This window comes from Nocardioides sp. (assembly GCF_031397825.1).
In the GTDB taxonomy this organism is placed as follows: domain Bacteria; phylum Actinomycetota; class Actinomycetes; order Propionibacteriales; family Nocardioidaceae; genus Nocardioides.
On the sequence record NZ_JANNML010000032.1, the window covers coordinates 1 to 15463 of the forward strand.

The window sequence follows — 15463 nt, forward strand, 5'->3', positions numbered from 1 at the left end:
CGTGCATCCGGGTTACATTCTGACACCGATGATGATCGCCGCGACCGACGAGCATGGCGGCGGCGCCCTTCTGCGCCACCGGCCAGGGCGGTCTGCAGCGCAACATGTCGACCGCGGAGATCGTCGAGCAGGTCGTCGCCGGCGCCCGGTCGATGGCCCGGGGCGAGGTGCCCGGCGGCCCCGGCCGTGTCTCCAACGTCGTCTTCATGGGGATGGGGGAGCCGTTGGCCAACTACAAGGCGGTCATCGGCGCCGTACGCCGCCTCGTCGACCCCACGCCGGACGGGCTCGGCATGTCCGCACGCGGCGTCACCGTCTCGACGGTCGGCCTGGTGCCGCGGATCAACCAGCTCACCGAGGAAGGCATCCCGGTCACGCTGGCGCTGAGCCTGCATGCGCCCGACGACGAGCTGCGCAACGAGCTGGTGCCGATCAACACCAAGTTCTCGGTCGCCGAGACCGTCGCGGCCGCCTGGAACTACGCCCGGGTCACCAAGCGCCGCGTCTCCATCGAGTACGCCATGATGCGCGGCATCAACGACCAGGCCCACCGCGCCGACCTGCTCGGCGACGTCCTGCGCTCCTACGGCGACTGGGGCTGGGTCCACGTCAACCTGATCCCGCTCAACCCGACCCCCGGCTCCAAGTGGACCGCGTCCGACCCCGCCGACGAGCGCGAGTTCGTCCGCCGGCTCGAGGCCAAGGGCGTCCCCACCACGGTCCGCGACACCCGTGGCCGCGAGATCGACGGCGCCTGCGGGCAGCTGGCGGCGACCGAGGCCTGAGGGCGGCTGTTTCGGCTGCCGCTCCATCAAGGTACGTCGACGAAACGCCACTCCCCACGGCGTGCACCTCGTGGGAGGTGGCGTGTCGCCGTGGGAAGTTCCGCGCTGTTCGACCTACCGTGAGGCGTGGATATTCGCCTGCATACCTTGATGAAGCGGCGCCTGGCCAGGGCGCTCGGGAGCCGCGCATGACCCCCGAGGACGTGGCAGCCGCGTGCGCGGCGTGGACCTGGGTGCCGGAGTCGGCGACGACGGTGGAGACCGACGAGCTGCTGCTGGTGCGCTACCCGGCGTGGTTCACCCAGCCCCTGGCGCTGCTCCGCCTCGAGCCCCGCCGCCCGCTCGACGACGCCGTCGGTGAGGTGATGGAGCGCGCCCGCGAGCACGACGTCGACGAGCTGCTCTGGTGGGTCCCGCTCGGCTCGCCCGAGGGGCTGGAGGACGCGGTGGTCGCGCTCGGAGGCGTCGTCGACGAGACGCTCGACGTGCTCGCCCTGGACCTCACCGGCCCCGCGGTCGACCTGGACGTCCCGACCGACGTGGAGCTCCGGTGGAACACCGACGTCGCCACCGAGCGCGACGCCCAGATCGTGCAGACGAGCGTGTTCGGGGACGAGATGCCTCCGGACGAGGAGCTCGTGTCAGCGGCCCGCACGGCGGCCACGACCGTGCCCGCCGGTGAGGGCGGCTGCTTGGTCGCCTACCTCGACGGTCGCCCGGTCGGGGCCTCCGGCCTCGCCGTGGGTGACCACGTGGCCCGGCTGTGGGGCGGCTCGGTCCTGGAGGACGCCCGCGGCCATGGTGTCTACAGGGCGCTGCTCTCCGCGCGGCTCGACTACGCCCGTGAGCACGGTCTGACCATGGGGCTGGTCAAGGGACGCGTCGAGACCTCCGGACCGATCCTGCGCAGGGCGGGGTTCTCCGTCTTCGGCCAGGAGCTGTCCTACGTCGTGCCGCTGCGCTGACCCCGTCACGGCCGGCGCGGCCGGCGCGGCCGGTGTGTCGGCAGTTCGCCGCCCGTGCCGCCGCCCCCACGCTCAGCAGCGCCGATCGGGTCGTGAAGTGCCCGGCGGGACTGGCGGACAAGCGCCAGGTTCCCCGGTTGACCGGGGACTCATGCACGACACCACGGCCTCCACCCGTCCCACGACGTTCATGCACCGGCCACGCAGCGATCGGCGGGCGTTGCTGCGGCGCTCCTAGCGTCACTGCCATGGCCGACCTGATCGAGCTGCCCAGGACCACCGCCGCCCGCACCGACCGCCTCCGCGTCCTCGTCGTCGCCGAGTCGTTCCTGCCCCAGGTCAACGGAGTCACCAACTCCGTGCGCCGGGTGCTCGAGCACCTCGCCGCCACCGGGCACGACGCCGCGCTGGTCGCGCCCACCGGCCCGTCGTCGTACGCCGGGTTCCCGGTGCTGCACGCCCGTGGCGCCAACCTGCCGCTCTACCCCGACTTCCGCATCGGGCTCGAGACCCGGCGCCGGCTGCGCTCGATCATGGAGCGCTTCGCGCCCGACGTCGTGCACATCGCCTCGCCGGCGACGCTGGGCTACCAGGCGGCGAAGGCCGCGCAGAGCCTGGGGATCCCGACGGTCGCGATCTACCAGACCGATCTGGTCGGCTTCGCCGAGCGCTACGACGTGCCCGGTGGCGGCCGGGCGATGGCGTCGTTGACGCGCCGCATCCACACCAAGGTCGACCGCACCCTGGCGCCCTCCTCGGCCAGCCTCGCGCAGCTGCGCGACCTCGCGATCCCGGGCACCGCCCTGTGGCCGCGCGGCGTCGACCTCCAGGCGTTCCACCCGGTGTGGCGCTCCGCCGACCTGCGTCGACAGCTCGCCCCCGACGGCCGGCTGCTCGTCGGCTACGTCGGTCGTCTGGCGCCCGAGAAGGAGCTCCACCTCCTGAGCCACCTGGCGGACGACCCCCGCTACGCGCTGGTGGTCGTCGGAGGTGGCCCGGAGGAGCAGCGGCTGCGCAGCCTGCTCCCCGGTGCCACCTTCCTCGGGGTCCTCCACGGCGACGACCTCAGCCGCGCCTACGCCTCGCTGGACGTCTTCGTGCACACCGGCCGCCACGAGACCTACTGCCAGTCAGCGCAGGAGGCGCTCGCCTCCGGGGTCCCGGTCGTCGCGCCGCGCTCCGGTGGTCCGATCGACGTCGTCGCCGACGGGGTCGCCGGGCACCTCTACGAGCCGGGTGACGGCGCCGACCTCGCGGCGTACGTCGACCGCCTGGTCGGCCACAAGCTCACCCGTCGCACGATGGGCCTCGCGGCCCGGCGCAGCGTGCGTGACCGGTCGTGGCAGTCGGTTAACGAGGCGCTGGTCGGTCACTACCGCGACGTGATCGCCGTCCGCGCCACGCCGGCCCGCCTCGCCGGCGGACGCGTCAGCCGGCGACGAGGGCGACGGCCTCGTCGACGGTGTCGACGAGGTGCACGTGCTGCTCCATGGCGCGACCCCGGGCAAGGGACTGGAGCAACGGCCAGGCGGGCACGGTCTCGGTCCAGTGCTCGCGTCCGACCAGCACCATCGGCGCCACGGACGACTCGTCGGCGTAGTAGTTCTCGCAGGCGTCCTGGAAGATCTCCTGCACCGTCCCCCCGGCCCCCGGCAGGAAGACGATGCCGGCGTCGCACACCTCCAGCAGGATCGCCTCGCGGGTGGAGTTGCGGAAGTACTTCGCGATCGCCGTCGCGAACAGGTTGGCCGGCTCGTGCCCGTAGTGCCACGTGGGGATGCTCAGGCTCTCCGCGTGCTCCGGGAAGCGCGCGAGCACGGCCCGCGCCGATCCCACCCACGCCCCCACCGAGGGGTGGTACGACGGCGCGGCAGCCAGCAGGGCGAGCGCGGCGTCGAGGTCCCCGGCGTCGCGACCCGCGAGGCGAGCGCCCAGGTTGGCCGCCTCCATCGCCCCGGGGCCGCCGCCGGTCGCGACCACGTGGTGAGCGCCCAGACCGGCGCCGAGGCGCACGGCGTCGGCATAGGCGGGCTGGTCGCGGGTGAGCGCGTGCCCGCCCATGACGCCGACCAGGCGTCGACCGTGGGTCCACGTCGCGAGTGCCTGGTCGATGGCGTGGTCGTGCAGCGCCCGGGCGAGCGTGTCGTCCTCGGCGTCCCCGTGCTGGGACCAGGCGTAGGCCCGGGCGTCGAGCGAGTCGGCGTAGGACGTCGTGTCGTAGAGCTCGTCCACCGCGTAGAGCCGTGACCGGTAGACGTCGACCGGCACGTGGTCGATCGCCGGCAGCACCAGCGCGCCCGCGGCCTCGACCCGCTCGCGGTCACCTTCGGCGAAGGTGCACCCGAGGAAGGTCGCCCCGGACACGCGGCACGTCGCCAGCTCGGCCGACCGGTCGCGGAGGTCGACGCCGTAGAGCCGCCACCCGGACAAGCGGTGAGCGCCGCGGGCGATCCGCCGGTCGAAGTCGTGGAGCGTCTCGACACGGACGCCACGGCCCCTGGTTCGGTTCACGGGGCCGAACCTAGTCGACCCCGTGAACGACTCAGAAGGCCCGCGCCATCAGCTCCCCGAAGAGCTCCTGCTCGTCGACCTCGAGACCCCGCGAGCGGAACCACGTGGCCACGTTGGTGCAGTCGCGCAGCAGGAAGTCCATCCCGGCCGGGTTGGCGACCAGGTCGACGACCTGCGGGAGATCGATGACCACGAGCCGGTCGCCCGCCGCCAGCATGTTGTAGGGCGAGAGGTCGCCGTGGACGATCCCGTGCCGGACCAGGGTGGTCAGGGTGTCGACCAGCTGGGCCCAGTAGGACTCCAACAGCTCCCGGTCGGGGCGGGTCTGGGCGAGGCGCGGGGCCGTCTCCCCGTCGACCTGGACCCACTCCATGAGGATCTCGGTCCCGTCGATCTGGACCGGGTAGGGCACCGGTACGCCGATCTCGTGGAGCCGCACGAGCGCCTGCCACTCCGCCCAGGCCCACTGGCCGGCGGCAACCGCCCGGCCGTGCGCCGACTTCTTGGCCAGGGCGCGCGCGTCACGGGTGTTCCGCGTCCTGCGACCCTCGGTGTAGGCGCTCGAGCGGTGGAAGGAGCGGTGCTCCTCGCCTCGGTACCGCTTGGCGGCCATGACGACCGACCGCTCCGGGTCGAGGGGGTCGGCTCGCTCCAGGAGGAAGACGTCGCCCTCCTTGCCGGTCTTGAGGATGCCGAGGTCGGTGTCGATGGCGCCCTGGGACGTCACGAGCCAGTCGGGACGGGGCTCCGGGCCGCGGCACAGAGGCTCGACGGAGAGCCAGGTCGACCAGCGCTGGGCAGGGTCGTCGAGGTCGTCGTAGACGGTGAAGTCAAAGGTGAAGGACCGATCAGGGGTGTCGTCCGGGGACGACGAGGGCTGGGATGACAAGGGTGCTCCAGTGCGAGGAGGAGGGGTGGTCTGAGGTCAGGCCAGGGACAGTCGTCGACATGTCACGCTCCTCGTCGTCGGGCACCGGCAGACACCGATGGCTGGCTCCAGGGTGGAGCCGGCCATCGGTGCGGTGCAACCGAATTAGTGCGACGTCGTCGACGTCGGCCCCTCCGCGTTGCGGACACCGGTGTCAGCTCCCGCTGGACTAGGTTGAGGCGCATGAAGCCAGCAGCAGCGGCGTTCGCCGCCCTGGCTCTGGTGCTCGTGCTCGCCCCGTCGGCCGACGGCCACCCCGGGGCGGGTCCGGACGACTCCGCACCGGTGGCACGGTCGGGATCCGCGGGCATCGGCGACGACTACTTCCCCCTCGACGGCAACGGCGGCATCGACGTCCAGCGCTACGAGATCCACGACACCTACCGCTTCCGGTCCCGTCGCCTGAGCGGGTGGACGCGCCTCACGATCACCGCCACCGAGCCGCTGACGAGCTTCAACCTCGACCTGCTGCTGCCGGTCACGGGCGCCACCGTCGACGGCGAGCCGGCCGTCCTCGATCGCCCCGACCCGCACGAGCTGACGATCACGCCTGTGCGGCAGATCGCTGCGGGCCGGACGTTCGACGTCGTGGTGCGCTACGTCGGTCACCCGGCGGACATCGCCTGGGAGGGGGAGTCCAACTGGGTCGCCAGCAGCACCGAGGTGATCGCGGTCAACCAGCCCCACATGGCGACCTGGTGGTTCCCGGCCAACGACCACCCCCGCGACAAGGCCCTGATGGACATCTCGATCAGCGTGCCGCGCGGCAAGGTGGTCGTCGCCGGTGGCCAGCGCGTCGGGCGCGAGGTCACCGGGGCGTTCGCAACGACGCGGTGGCGCTCGGACGAGCCGATGGCGCCCTACCTCGCCTACTTCGCCGCGGGGCCGTTCGAGGTCGAGCGCGGCACCCACCGCGGCCTCCCGTGGGTCACCGCGGTCTCACGCGCGATCCCCGGCGCCGACTTCCGGCGCTCGCGGCGGCTGATGCGGCACTCCGCGCGGCTCACGTCGTGGCTGCAGACCCAGCTCGGCCCCTATCCCTTCGGCTCGACCGGGGGAGTGACCACCAGCCTGACCACGCCCTTCGCCCTGGAGAACCAGACGCGGCCGGTCTATCCCGTCCTGGCGCCCGGCTCCGGCCCGGTCGTGGTGCACGAGCTCGCCCACCAGTGGTTCGGCGACTCGGTGTCGGTCGACAGCTGGCACGACATCTGGCTCAACGAGGGGGCGGCCACCTTCATGGAGGTCCGCTACGGCGAGACCCGCGGCCGGATCGACGGCGCCCGCTGGCTCCAGCAGCAGTACGACGAGCACCACGGCGACGTCGACTTCTGGCAGGTCCGCCTCGACGACCCCGGGGTCGAGCGACTCTTCGACCACGCGGTCTACGTGCGCGGCGCGATGCTCCTCCAGGCCCTGCGCGGCGTGGTCGGCGAGCGCGACTTCTGGGCCCTGCTGCGCCGATGGGTCGACCAGCACGCCGGCGGCAACGCCTCGACCGAGGACTTCGAGGCCATGGCCGAGCAGGTCAGCGGTCGCGACCTCGCCGGCTTCTTCGCGGCGTGGCTGCGCGGCACCACCCGTCCGGCGCGCACCAGCGCCCACGGGCTGTCCTGACCTCAGCCCAGCAACGGCGCGACGACCCGAGCGGCGAGACTCTGCCGACGGGTCAGCGCCTCCTCGGCGTCCGCGAGGGTCATGGCGCGCAGCCCGGCGTTGATCCCCAGCCAGCGCAGGGGCTCCGGCTCCCACGGACGTGACGCGTGGCCGACCCAGGGAAGCCGGGTGAGCTCGGTGTCGCGGCGCAGGACCAGGTCGCGCAGCGTGCGGCCGGCGAGGTTGGTGGTGCCGACGCCGTCCCCCACGTAGCCACCGGCCCACCCGAGCCCCGTGGTGCGGTCGAGGCCGACCGAGGCGCACCAGTCGCGGGGGATCCCCAGGGGGCCACCCCACGCGTGCATCACGCGGGTGCCACGCAGCACCGGGAAGAGGTCGAGCAGGGTCGTCCAGAGCCCGGCGTGCACGCGTGCGTCGCGGTCGAAGTCCGGGCGCACCTTGGATCCCCAGTGGTAGGGAGCACCTCGGCCGCCGAAGGCCAAGCGTCCGTCGGCGGTGCGCTGGCCGTAGATCACCAGGTGCCGGTGGTCGCTGAACGTCTCACGCTCCCGCAGGCCGATCTCCTCCCAGACCGCGTCGGGCAGCGGCTCGGTCGCGATCATCAGCGAGTAGACCGGCACCACGGCTCGCCGCGCTCCGGGCAGACCGGGCGTGAACCCCTCCGTCGCACGGATGACGTGCTCGGCGCGGACGACGCCGCGCTTCGTCACCGCACGACCGGGCACGATCGAGGTGACCCGGGTCTGCTCGACGATCCGCACCCCGCGACGCTCCACGGCCTCGGCCAGCCCCCGCACCAGCTTGGCGGGGTGGATCGCTGCACAGTCGGGGGTGAAGGTCGCACCGCGCGTGCGGGTCGCGCGCAACCGCTCGCGGGTCTCACCCCGCCCCATCAGCCGTACGTCGGTCCCGTCGCGGCCCCAGGTGCGTGCGGTCGCGACCTCCTGCTGCGCGCGCTGCCACTGGGGTCGCGAGCGGGCCAGCGTGATCGTGCCGCCCTTGGTCACGTCGGCGTCGATCCCCTCGGCGGCGGCCACGCGGACCACCTCGTCGACGGTCGCGCGCATCTCGCGGTGCTGGGCCAACGCCGCGTCACGCCCGGCGAGCGAGGCCAGGCTCGGGAGCGACGCGGGGAAGAGTGCGGAGCACCAGCCGCCGTTGCGCCCCGATGCCCCGAAGCCGGCGGTCTCGGCCTCGATCACCACGACGCGCAGCGACGGATCGGCCTCGGCCAGGTAGTAGGCGGTCCACAGCCCGGTGAACCCGGCGCCGACCACGGCCACGTCGCAGTCGGTGTCGCCGTCCAGCGCCGCCCGCGGTAGCCACCGGTCGCCCGCGGTGGCGTGCCACAGCGACAGGTCGTCGTACGTGCTCAGCGCACGCCCCACGAGTAGGTCTGCTTGCGCAGCTTGAGGTACATGAACGTCTCGGTCGACACGACGCCCTCGACCTCGCGGATCTTGCCGGAGATCAGCTCCAGCAGGTGGTCGTCGGTCTCGGCCACGACCTCGACGAGCAGGTCGTAGCGGCCGGCGGTGATCACCACGTAGTCGACCTCCTCGAGGTCGGCCAGCGCGTCGCCCACCGACTCCAGCGGCCCGTCGACGTTGACGCCGATCATCGCCTGGCGGGCGAAGCCGAGCTGGAGGGGATCCGTGACGGCCACGATCTGCATGACGCCGCTCTCGATGAGACGCTGCACGCGCTGGCGCACCGCAGCCTCGGAGAGGCCGACCACCTTGCCGATCGCGGCGTAGGAGCGGCGCCCGTCGGCCTGGAGCTCTTCGATGATGGCCTTGGAGACCTCGTCGAGGGTGACCCCGGCGCGCTCCTGCTTCCTCGTCATGGGCGTCAAACTAGCCGGTCGGCCGGCTGTGGGCACGTTTCGCGGGCGAGTCGGTGGCAATCGATTTAGTTGCGAGCGGGTTTCATATCGACTGGATCCCTTGTCGGGCACCGTTCGTCATGACACGATCCGATGGATCGGTCTCGCAACAGAGGGAAGTCGTATGCCGCCTGACGAACTCGCACGTCGCTCGACCCTGTCCCGTCGGGGGGTGCTCAAGGGCGGTGGCGCGGTCGCGTTCGCCGGCGTGAGCCTCGCTGCGCTCAAGCTGCCGTTCTTCTCCGTGGACGGGGCCGCCCAGGACCCGATGAAGTGTCGCGCCGCCGACGTGTCGGCCCGGGAGCGCTCGATGGTCATCTCCAACTGGACCGGCTACATCGACCCGCGCAAGCAGCCGACCTCGACCATGGCGGAGTTCCAGGCGCAGACCGGCATCACGGTCGACTACAACGTCGACGTCAACGACAACGCCGAGTTCTACGCCAAGGTGAAGAACCAGCTCGGCTCGTGCGACCCGATCGACCGCGACATGATCGTCCTGACCGACTGGATGGCGGCGCGGATGATCGGCCTGGGCTGGATCCAGCCGATGGACAAGGCCGCGGTCCCCAACCTGCACGCCAACATCATCGACTCGCTGCGCGACAAGCAGTGGGACCCCGACCTCACGTTCCACGCGCCCTGGCAGAGCGGCCTGACCGGCATCGCCTACAACGCCGCCGAGGTGGGTGAGGTCGGCAGCTTCGAGGAGCTCATCAGCCGCTCCGACCTCACCGGCAAGATCACGCTGCTCACCGAGATGCGCGACACCATGGGCTTCATGCTCAAGGTCGTCGGGGCCGACCCGCGCGACTTCACCGAGGACGAGTGGCAGAACGCGCTCGACCGGCTCCGCAAGGCCATCGCCGACGGGCAGCTGCGCAGCTTCGCCGGCAACAACTACCTCCAGGAGCTCTCGGGCGGCAACGTGCTCGCTTGCGAGGCGTGGTCCGGGGACGTCATCCAGGCCCAGTTCGAGAACCCCGACATCAAGTTCGTGGTGCCGGAGGAGGGCCTGTCGCTCTGGAGCGACAACATGATGATCCCCAACCAGGCCACGCACCAGGCCAACGCCCAGCAGTGGATCGACTACTACTACGACCCGGTCGTCGCGGCCAAGCTCGCTGCCTGGGTCAACTACATCTGTCCCGTCGCCGGCGCCCGCGAGGAGATGGAGAAGCTCGACCCCTCGCTGGTCGACAACCCGCTGATCTTCCCCGACGACGAGTTCCTGGCCGACACGTTCGACTTCATGCCGCTCGACGACCGGCAGAACGCGCAGTACGAGAAGGAGTGGGCCGATGTCACAGCTGGCTGAGGACGTCGCGGCGCAGGCCGCGAGCGACCCGACGTACGACGGACTGCGGCTCTCGCAGCTCACCAAGTCCTTCGGTGGGGGTTTCACCGCGGTCGACGCGCTGGACCTCGACGTGCCCAAGGGGTCGTTCTTCGCGCTGCTCGGACCGTCGGGGTGCGGCAAGACCACCACGCTGCGGATGGTCGCGGGGCTCGAGACGCCGACGTCGGGCTCGATCGTGCTCGGTGGCAACGACATCACCTACGCCAAGCCCTACCGGCGTCCGGTCAACACCGTCTTCCAGAGCTATGCGCTCTTCCCACACCTCGACATCTTCGAGAACGTCGCCTTCGGCCTGCGTCGTCGCAAGTCCGCTCAGGTGAAGGAGAAGGTCGAGGCGATGCTCGAGCTCGTCGAGCTCACCTCCCAGGCACGCAAGAAGCCGGCCCAGCTCTCGGGCGGCCAGCAGCAGCGGGTCGCGCTCGCGCGGGCCCTGATCAACGAGCCCGAGGTCCTGCTGCTCGACGAGCCCCTCGGAGCGCTCGACCTCAAGCTGCGTCGCGCGATGCAGATCGAGATCAAGCGGATCCAGACCGAGGTGCAGCAGACCTTCATCCACGTCACCCATGACCAGGAGGAGGCCATGACCATGGCCGACACGGTCGCGGTGATGAACGCCGGGGTCATCGAGCAGATGGGTGCGCCGGCCGAGCTTTACGAGAACCCGCGCTCGACGTTCGTCGCCAACTTCCTCGGCCAGTCCAACCTGGTCTCCGGCACGGTCGTCTCCCGCGCCGCCGACGTCACCACCGTCGACATGCACGGCATCCAGGTCTCGGTGCCGACCGGGCGCACCCACGTCGACGGCGACCAGGGCTGGGTCGGCATCCGTCCCGAGAAGGTCCTGCTCGGGGAGCCGGGCGAGGAGCTCGACGCCCCCGGCAACACGATCCCCGGCGGTGTCATCACCGACGTCAGCTTCGTGGGCGTGAGCACCCAGTACCTCGTGCGGATGCCCTGGGGCCAGGAGCTCCAGGTGTTCCAGCAGAACACGGGCCGCCGCCGGATGTTCGTGACGGGGGAGAAGGTCGAGCTGTCCTGGCGACCGGAGTACGCCTTTCTGCTCGACCAGTCCCAGGACGCGACCGCCGGCGCCCAGCGAGACGATCGGTGAGCGAGACCGTACGGCGCAAGGGCAAGGTCGGCTACCTGCTCCTGTTCCCGGCCGCGCTGTGGCTGCTGCTGTTCTTCGTCATCCCGTTCTACTCGCTGGTCGCGACCAGCCTGTTCGACCAGGGCGGCTCGGACTTCCGCGGCTACGAGATGACCTACGCCTTCAGCAACTACGCCGACGTGGTCCGCGACTACGCCGGCCCCTTCGGCCGCTCGCTGCTCTACGGCGCGATCGCCACGGCGTTCTGCCTGCTGCTCGGCTACGTGCTGGCCTACACCATCGCGTTCAAGGCCGGCCGCTGGAAGAACCTCATGCTGGTGCTCGTCATCGCGCCGTTCTTCACCAGCTTCCTGGTCCGCACCCTGTCGTGGAAGCTGATCCTCGCTGACGACGGTTTCGTGGTGAACACCCTGCAGACGCTGCAGGTCCTCGGTGACGACGGCCGGCTCCTCGCCACGCCGATCGCCGTCGTGGCGGGCCTGACCTACAACTTCCTGCCGTTCATGGTGCTGCCGCTCTACGCGAGCATCGACAAGATCGACCACCGGCTGATCGAGGCCTCCAGCGACCTCTACGCCAACCCCTTCGTCGGGTTCTTCAAGGTCACCTGGCCGCTGTCGCTGCCGGGCGTCGTGTCCGGGACGCTGCTGACGTTCATCCCCGCGGTCGGTGACTACATCAATGCGCAGTTCCTGGGCAGCACCAACGAGCGGGTCATCGGCAACGTGATCCAGGCGCAGTTCACCGACGCCAACAACTACCCGGTGGCCTCGGCGCTGTCGGTGCTGCTGATGGTGCTGATCCTGGCCATGGTGCTGGTCTACGTTCGCCGCGCGGGGACGGAGGAGCTGCTGTGAGGTGGATCCGGGAGCACCTGGTCCTGATGCTGGGCCTGCTCGTGCTCGTCTACACGTTCATCCCGATCTTCGTCGTGGTCGGCATGAGCTTCAACGACCCCGGCGGCCGCAACGTCTACAAGTTCGGCAGCTTCACCCTCGACAACTGGCGCAACCCCTGTGGTCCCGACGACCTGTGCAGCTCGCTGCTCACCAGCATCCAGATCGGGTTCCTCGCCACCCTGCTGGCGACCGTCCTCGGCACGCTCGCGGCGTTCGCCCTGGTGCGTCACGACTTCGCCGGCCGCTCGGCGTCCAACCTGCTGATCTTCCTGCCGATGGCCGCCCCCGAGATCGTCCTCGGCTCGTCGCTGCTGGCGCTGTTCGTGGCGTCGGGCTTCGCCGGCCAGCTGGGCTTCTGGACGATCCTGATCGCCCACGTGATGTTCTGCCTGTCCTTCGTCGTGGTCACCGTCCGCGCCCGTCTGGCGGGCATGGACGACGACCTCGAGCAGGCGGCGATGGACCTCTACGCGACACCGGGCCAGACCTTCTGGCGCGTCACGTTCCCCCTGGTGCTGCCCGGCATCCTCGGTGCGGCGCTGCTCAGCTTCTCGCTGTCCTTCGACGACTTCATCGTCACCAACCTCAACTCCGGCAACACCACGACGTTCCCGATGTACGTCTACGGCCAGGAGCGGGTCGGCGTCCCCATGCAGGTCAACGTCGTCGGCACCTTGATGTTCGTCGTCTCGATCCTACTGGTCCTCGGCTCCGAGGTCCGCAACCGGCGCCGCGCGCCGGCCTAAGGCGTACGCCGAGTCGGCGCGATGTTGCAGGGCGTACGTCGAGTCGGCGCGATGTTGCAGGGCGTACGCCGAGTCGGCGCGATGTTGCGGCTCACGTGAACGTACGACGCCGCTCGAACATCGCGCGAGCTGCCGCCGCTGTTCGGCGCAGCCGTTGCTCCGCGTCCTGGTGGTGGCCGAAGACGTGCCTCTTCTCGAACACCTCGATCTGCCAGGCGCGCTCCGATGCCATCCACCGGCGCCGCGACTCATCGTGCTCGGTCTGCTCCTCGCCGTGCCACTCCTCCCCGTCGTACTCCGCCGCCAACAGCCACTCCTCCAGCCCCATGTCGAGGTAGAACCGGACGACGCCGTCGACCTCGACCGGGATCTGGGTCCGCGGCCGCGGCAGCCCCGCGTCCCACCACCGGTTCCTGAGTGCGGACTCCCCGAACGACGCTGCACCTCCGTCGGCTCGCCGCGCGAGCTCGCGCAGGAGGACGACGCCCCGCTGACGGTCGAAGCGCCGCACCTCGGCCAGGAGCTCGTGGTGCGTGAAGAGACCGAGCCGCAACATCGCGTCCATGCCCGCGAGCCTCAGGTCTGCGGTGCGCTGCAGACGCCCGAGGTCGAGGGCGGTGCGCAGCGGGGTCGTGACGCGCAGCCCGTGCAGCTCCATCACGTCCGACGGGCGGATGCGGCGCTCGCCGTTGGCCGCGACCGGGTTCCTCAACCGACCGGCGTCGCTCGCGCGAAACATCGAGACGAGCGGCACGTCCAGGTGCTCCCCGGGCGCGAGCGCGCCGGTCGCACCGTGCAGCCAGGCCGCCGTCCGGTCGCAGATGAAGACGTCGGACGGGACCACCAGGCTCAATGCCTCACATCGCAGCGCGATCGAGTCTGCGAGGTACGCCGGCACGTAGACGCCGTTGAGCATCCGGCGGAGCTCCCCGTCGGCGGTCAGGCGCGACAACCGCGGTCGGTCGAGGCCGGCGTCGTCGGCCTCGGCGATCGTGAACGGGCGGGTGGGGAGGGTCGCCGGCGTGGGGTGTGGGGCCATGCGGGGCCGTCTGCCCGAGCCCCGCCCGACTCAACCCGACCAGATCGCCCCCTGTGGACGACCGCCTGACGGGGGTGCAACATCGCGCCGACTCGGCGTACGTCCTGCAACATCGCGCCGGCTCGGCGTACGTCCTGCCACATCGCGCCGACTCGGCGCACGTCCTGCCACATCGCGCCGACTCGGCGTACGCCCTGCAACATCGCGCCGGCTCGGCGTCAGAGCAGCGTGGACGCCTTGTCGAGGACGACGCGCAGGATGTGCTCGATCTCGTCGAACTCCTCCTGGCCGCAGATCAGCGGGGGAGAGAGCTGGATGACGGGGTCGCCGCGGTCGTCGGCGCGGCAGTAGAGCCCCTCGTCGTAGAGCGCCTTGGAGAGGAAGCCGCGCAGGAGCTTCTCGGACTCCTCCTCGTTGAAGGTCTCGCGGGTGTCGCGGTCCTTGACGAGCTCGATGCCGTAGAAGTAGCCGTCGCCGCGGACGTCGCCCACGATCGGCAGGTCCTTGAGGCGCTCGAGCGTCGAGCGGAACGCACCCTCGTTGGCGCGCACGTGCTCGAGCAGACCTTCGCGCTCGAAGATGTCGAGGTTGGCCAGCGCGACCGCGGTGGACACCGGGTGGCCGCCGAAGGTGTAGCCGTGGGCGAAGGACTCGTGCCCGTGCAGGAACGGCTCCATCAGCCGGTCGGAGGTGATCATCGCGCCCAGCGGTGCGTAGCCCGAGGTGATGCCCTTGGCGCAGGTGATGATGTCGGGCTGGTAGCCGTAGCGCTCGGCGCCGAACATGTGGCCCAGGCGGCCGAAGGCGCAGATGACCTCGTCGGAGACGAGCAGAACGTCGTGACGGTCGCAGATCTCGCGCACGCGCTGGAAGTAGCCGGGCGGGGGCGGGAAGCAGCCGCCGGCGTTCTGCACGGGCTCGAGGAAGACCGCGGCCACGGTCTCGGGGCCTTCGTGGGCGATGGCCACCTCGATCTGGTCGGCCGCCCAACGGCCGAACGCCTCGGGGTCGGAGTGCCCGTCGAGGAATCCGCCGGTGAGCTCGTGCGCGCGGTAGGAGTTGGTGTTGGGCACCCGGAAGGTCGAGGGCACCAGCGGCTCGAACTGCGCCTTCAGCCCCGGCAGGCCCGTGATCGAGAGGGCGCCGGCGGTGGTGCCGTGGTAGGCGATCGAGCGGCTGATGACCTTGTGCTTCATCGGCTTGCCGGTGAGCTTGAAGTAGTTCTTCGCCAGCTTCCACGCCGACTCCACGGCCTCGCCGCCGCCGGAGGTGAAGAACACCCGGTTGAGATCGCCCGGCGCATAGCCGGCGACGCGCTCGGCCAGCTCGATGGCGGTCGGGTGGGCGTAGGACCACAGCGGGTGGAAGGCGAGCTCGGAGGCCTGCTTGGCGGCGGCCTCGGCGAGCTCGGTGCGACCGTGGCCGACCTGGGACACGAAGAGCCCGGCGAGACCGTCGAGGTACTTCTTGCCCTGGGCGTCCCAGATGTAGGCACCCTCACCCTTGACGATGATGGGGACGTCGGAGTGGTCATAGGTCGAGTGGCGCGTGAAGTGCATCCACAGGTGGTCCTTCGCCGCGCGCTGCAGGTGGTCGTAGTCCAACGTCATGCGGTCA

At 70.7% G+C, this 15463-nt stretch carries 12 protein-coding genes and 2 pseudogenes; 8 read left to right on the top strand and 6 right to left on the bottom strand.

Going from position 1 to position 15463, the window contains the following annotated elements; all coding sequences use genetic code 11:
• Positions 1-59: 59 nt before the first annotated feature.
• The 3 genes and pseudogenes from rlmN to RMN98_RS02480 all read left to right on the top strand — a co-directional run.
• Positions 60-785 (top strand): annotated as a pseudogene (gene rlmN / locus RMN98_RS02470) (23S rRNA (adenine(2503)-C(2))-methyltransferase RlmN); the annotation flags it as partial.
• 188 nt (positions 786-973) lie between these two features.
• Complete coding sequence (locus RMN98_RS02475) at positions 974-1750, top strand: GNAT family N-acetyltransferase (protein WP_309647220.1); 777 nt, start codon at positions 974-976, stop codon at positions 1748-1750.
• Between the two features lie 248 nt (positions 1751-1998).
• Positions 1999-3036, top strand: a pseudogene (locus RMN98_RS02480) (glycosyltransferase family 4 protein); the annotation flags it as partial.
• 142 nt (positions 3037-3178) lie between these two features.
• Here RMN98_RS02480 and RMN98_RS02485 read toward each other — a convergent pair.
• Together RMN98_RS02485 and RMN98_RS02490 are read right to left on the bottom strand one after the other, a co-directional pair.
• Positions 3179-4261: a Rossmann fold nucleotide-binding protein gene (locus RMN98_RS02485; RefSeq protein ID WP_309647221.1), complete on the bottom strand. Its 1083-nt coding sequence runs from the start codon at positions 4259-4261 to the stop codon at positions 3179-3181.
• 31 nt (positions 4262-4292) lie between these two features.
• Entirely contained in the window at positions 4293-5150 is an 858-nt protein-coding gene (locus RMN98_RS02490; RefSeq protein ID WP_309647222.1) for an RIO1 family regulatory kinase/ATPase, read from the bottom strand.
• A 222-nt stretch (positions 5151-5372) separates the two neighbouring features.
• Here RMN98_RS02490 and RMN98_RS02495 point away from each other — a divergent pair, with 222 nt between their 5' ends.
• On the top strand, positions 5373-6806 hold the full coding sequence (locus RMN98_RS02495) for a M1 family metallopeptidase (protein ID WP_309647223.1): 1434 nt from the start codon (positions 5373-5375) through the stop codon (positions 6804-6806).
• Between the two features lie 2 nt (positions 6807-6808).
• Here the strand turns inward: RMN98_RS02495 and RMN98_RS02500 are convergent, their stop codons facing one another.
• Positions 6809-8194 carry an FAD-binding oxidoreductase gene (locus RMN98_RS02500; RefSeq protein ID WP_309647224.1) on the bottom strand — a complete coding sequence of 462 codons (1386 nt, stop codon included), beginning with the start codon at positions 8192-8194 and terminating at the stop codon, positions 6809-6811.
• Positions 8179-8652 (bottom strand): Lrp/AsnC family transcriptional regulator, encoded by a 474-nt coding sequence (locus tag RMN98_RS02505; RefSeq protein WP_309647225.1) that lies wholly within the window; start codon positions 8650-8652, stop codon positions 8179-8181. The genes RMN98_RS02500 and RMN98_RS02505 overlap by 16 nt, the downstream gene beginning before the upstream one ends.
• Positions 8653-8815: 163 nt before the next feature.
• Here RMN98_RS02505 and RMN98_RS02510 point away from each other — a divergent pair, with 163 nt between their 5' ends.
• Genes RMN98_RS02510 through RMN98_RS02525 form a run of 4 tightly spaced genes read left to right on the top strand, consistent with a single transcriptional unit; the run spans position 8816 to position 12807 of the window.
• Positions 8816-10009 carry a spermidine/putrescine ABC transporter substrate-binding protein gene (locus RMN98_RS02510; protein WP_309647226.1) on the top strand — a complete coding sequence of 398 codons (1194 nt, stop codon included), beginning with the start codon at positions 8816-8818 and terminating at the stop codon, positions 10007-10009.
• A complete protein-coding gene (locus RMN98_RS02515) occupies positions 9993-11162 on the top strand; it encodes an ABC transporter ATP-binding protein (protein WP_309647227.1) in 1170 nt (389 codons plus the stop codon). The genes RMN98_RS02510 and RMN98_RS02515 overlap by 17 nt, the downstream gene beginning before the upstream one ends.
• Positions 11159-12019, top strand: coding sequence for an ABC transporter permease (locus tag RMN98_RS02520; protein WP_309647228.1), 861 nt, complete (start codon positions 11159-11161; stop codon positions 12017-12019). Before RMN98_RS02515 ends, RMN98_RS02520 begins: the two co-directional genes overlap by 4 nt.
• Positions 12016-12807, top strand: coding sequence for an ABC transporter permease (locus RMN98_RS02525; RefSeq protein ID WP_309647229.1), 792 nt, complete (start codon positions 12016-12018; stop codon positions 12805-12807). The genes RMN98_RS02520 and RMN98_RS02525 overlap by 4 nt, the downstream gene beginning before the upstream one ends.
• Before the next feature lie 91 nt (positions 12808-12898).
• Here RMN98_RS02525 and RMN98_RS02530 read toward each other — a convergent pair whose 3' ends face one another.
• Together RMN98_RS02530 and RMN98_RS02535 are read right to left on the bottom strand one after the other, a co-directional pair.
• A complete protein-coding gene (locus RMN98_RS02530) occupies positions 12899-13846 on the bottom strand; it encodes a type IV toxin-antitoxin system AbiEi family antitoxin domain-containing protein (RefSeq protein ID WP_309647230.1) in 948 nt (315 codons plus the stop codon).
• A 218-nt stretch (positions 13847-14064) separates the two neighbouring features.
• Positions 14065-15456 (bottom strand): aspartate aminotransferase family protein, encoded by a 1392-nt coding sequence (locus tag RMN98_RS02535; RefSeq protein ID WP_309647231.1) that lies wholly within the window; start codon positions 15454-15456, stop codon positions 14065-14067.
• Positions 15457-15463 lie beyond the last annotated feature (7 nt).

Excerpts from the sequence above, each read along its gene's own strand:
- RMN98_RS02475 (WP_309647220.1), top strand. The coding sequence starts at position 974 with ATGACCCCCGAGGACGTGGCAGCCGCGTGCGCGGCGTGGACCTGGGTG.
- RMN98_RS02495 (WP_309647223.1), top strand. The coding sequence starts at position 5,373 with ATGAAGCCAGCAGCAGCGGCGTTCGCCGCCCTGGCTCTGGTGCTCGTG.
- RMN98_RS02505 (WP_309647225.1), bottom strand. The coding sequence starts at position 8,652 with ATGACGAGGAAGCAGGAGCGCGCCGGGGTCACCCTCGACGAGGTCTCC.
- RMN98_RS02510 (WP_309647226.1), top strand. The coding sequence starts at position 8,816 with ATGCCGCCTGACGAACTCGCACGTCGCTCGACCCTGTCCCGTCGGGGG.
- RMN98_RS02515 (WP_309647227.1), top strand. The coding sequence starts at position 9,993 with ATGTCACAGCTGGCTGAGGACGTCGCGGCGCAGGCCGCGAGCGACCCG.
- RMN98_RS02530 (WP_309647230.1), bottom strand. The coding sequence starts at position 13,846 with ATGGCCCCACACCCCACGCCGGCGACCCTCCCCACCCGCCCGTTCACG.
- RMN98_RS02535 (WP_309647231.1), bottom strand. The coding sequence starts at position 15,456 with ATGACGTTGGACTACGACCACCTGCAGCGCGCGGCGAAGGACCACCTG.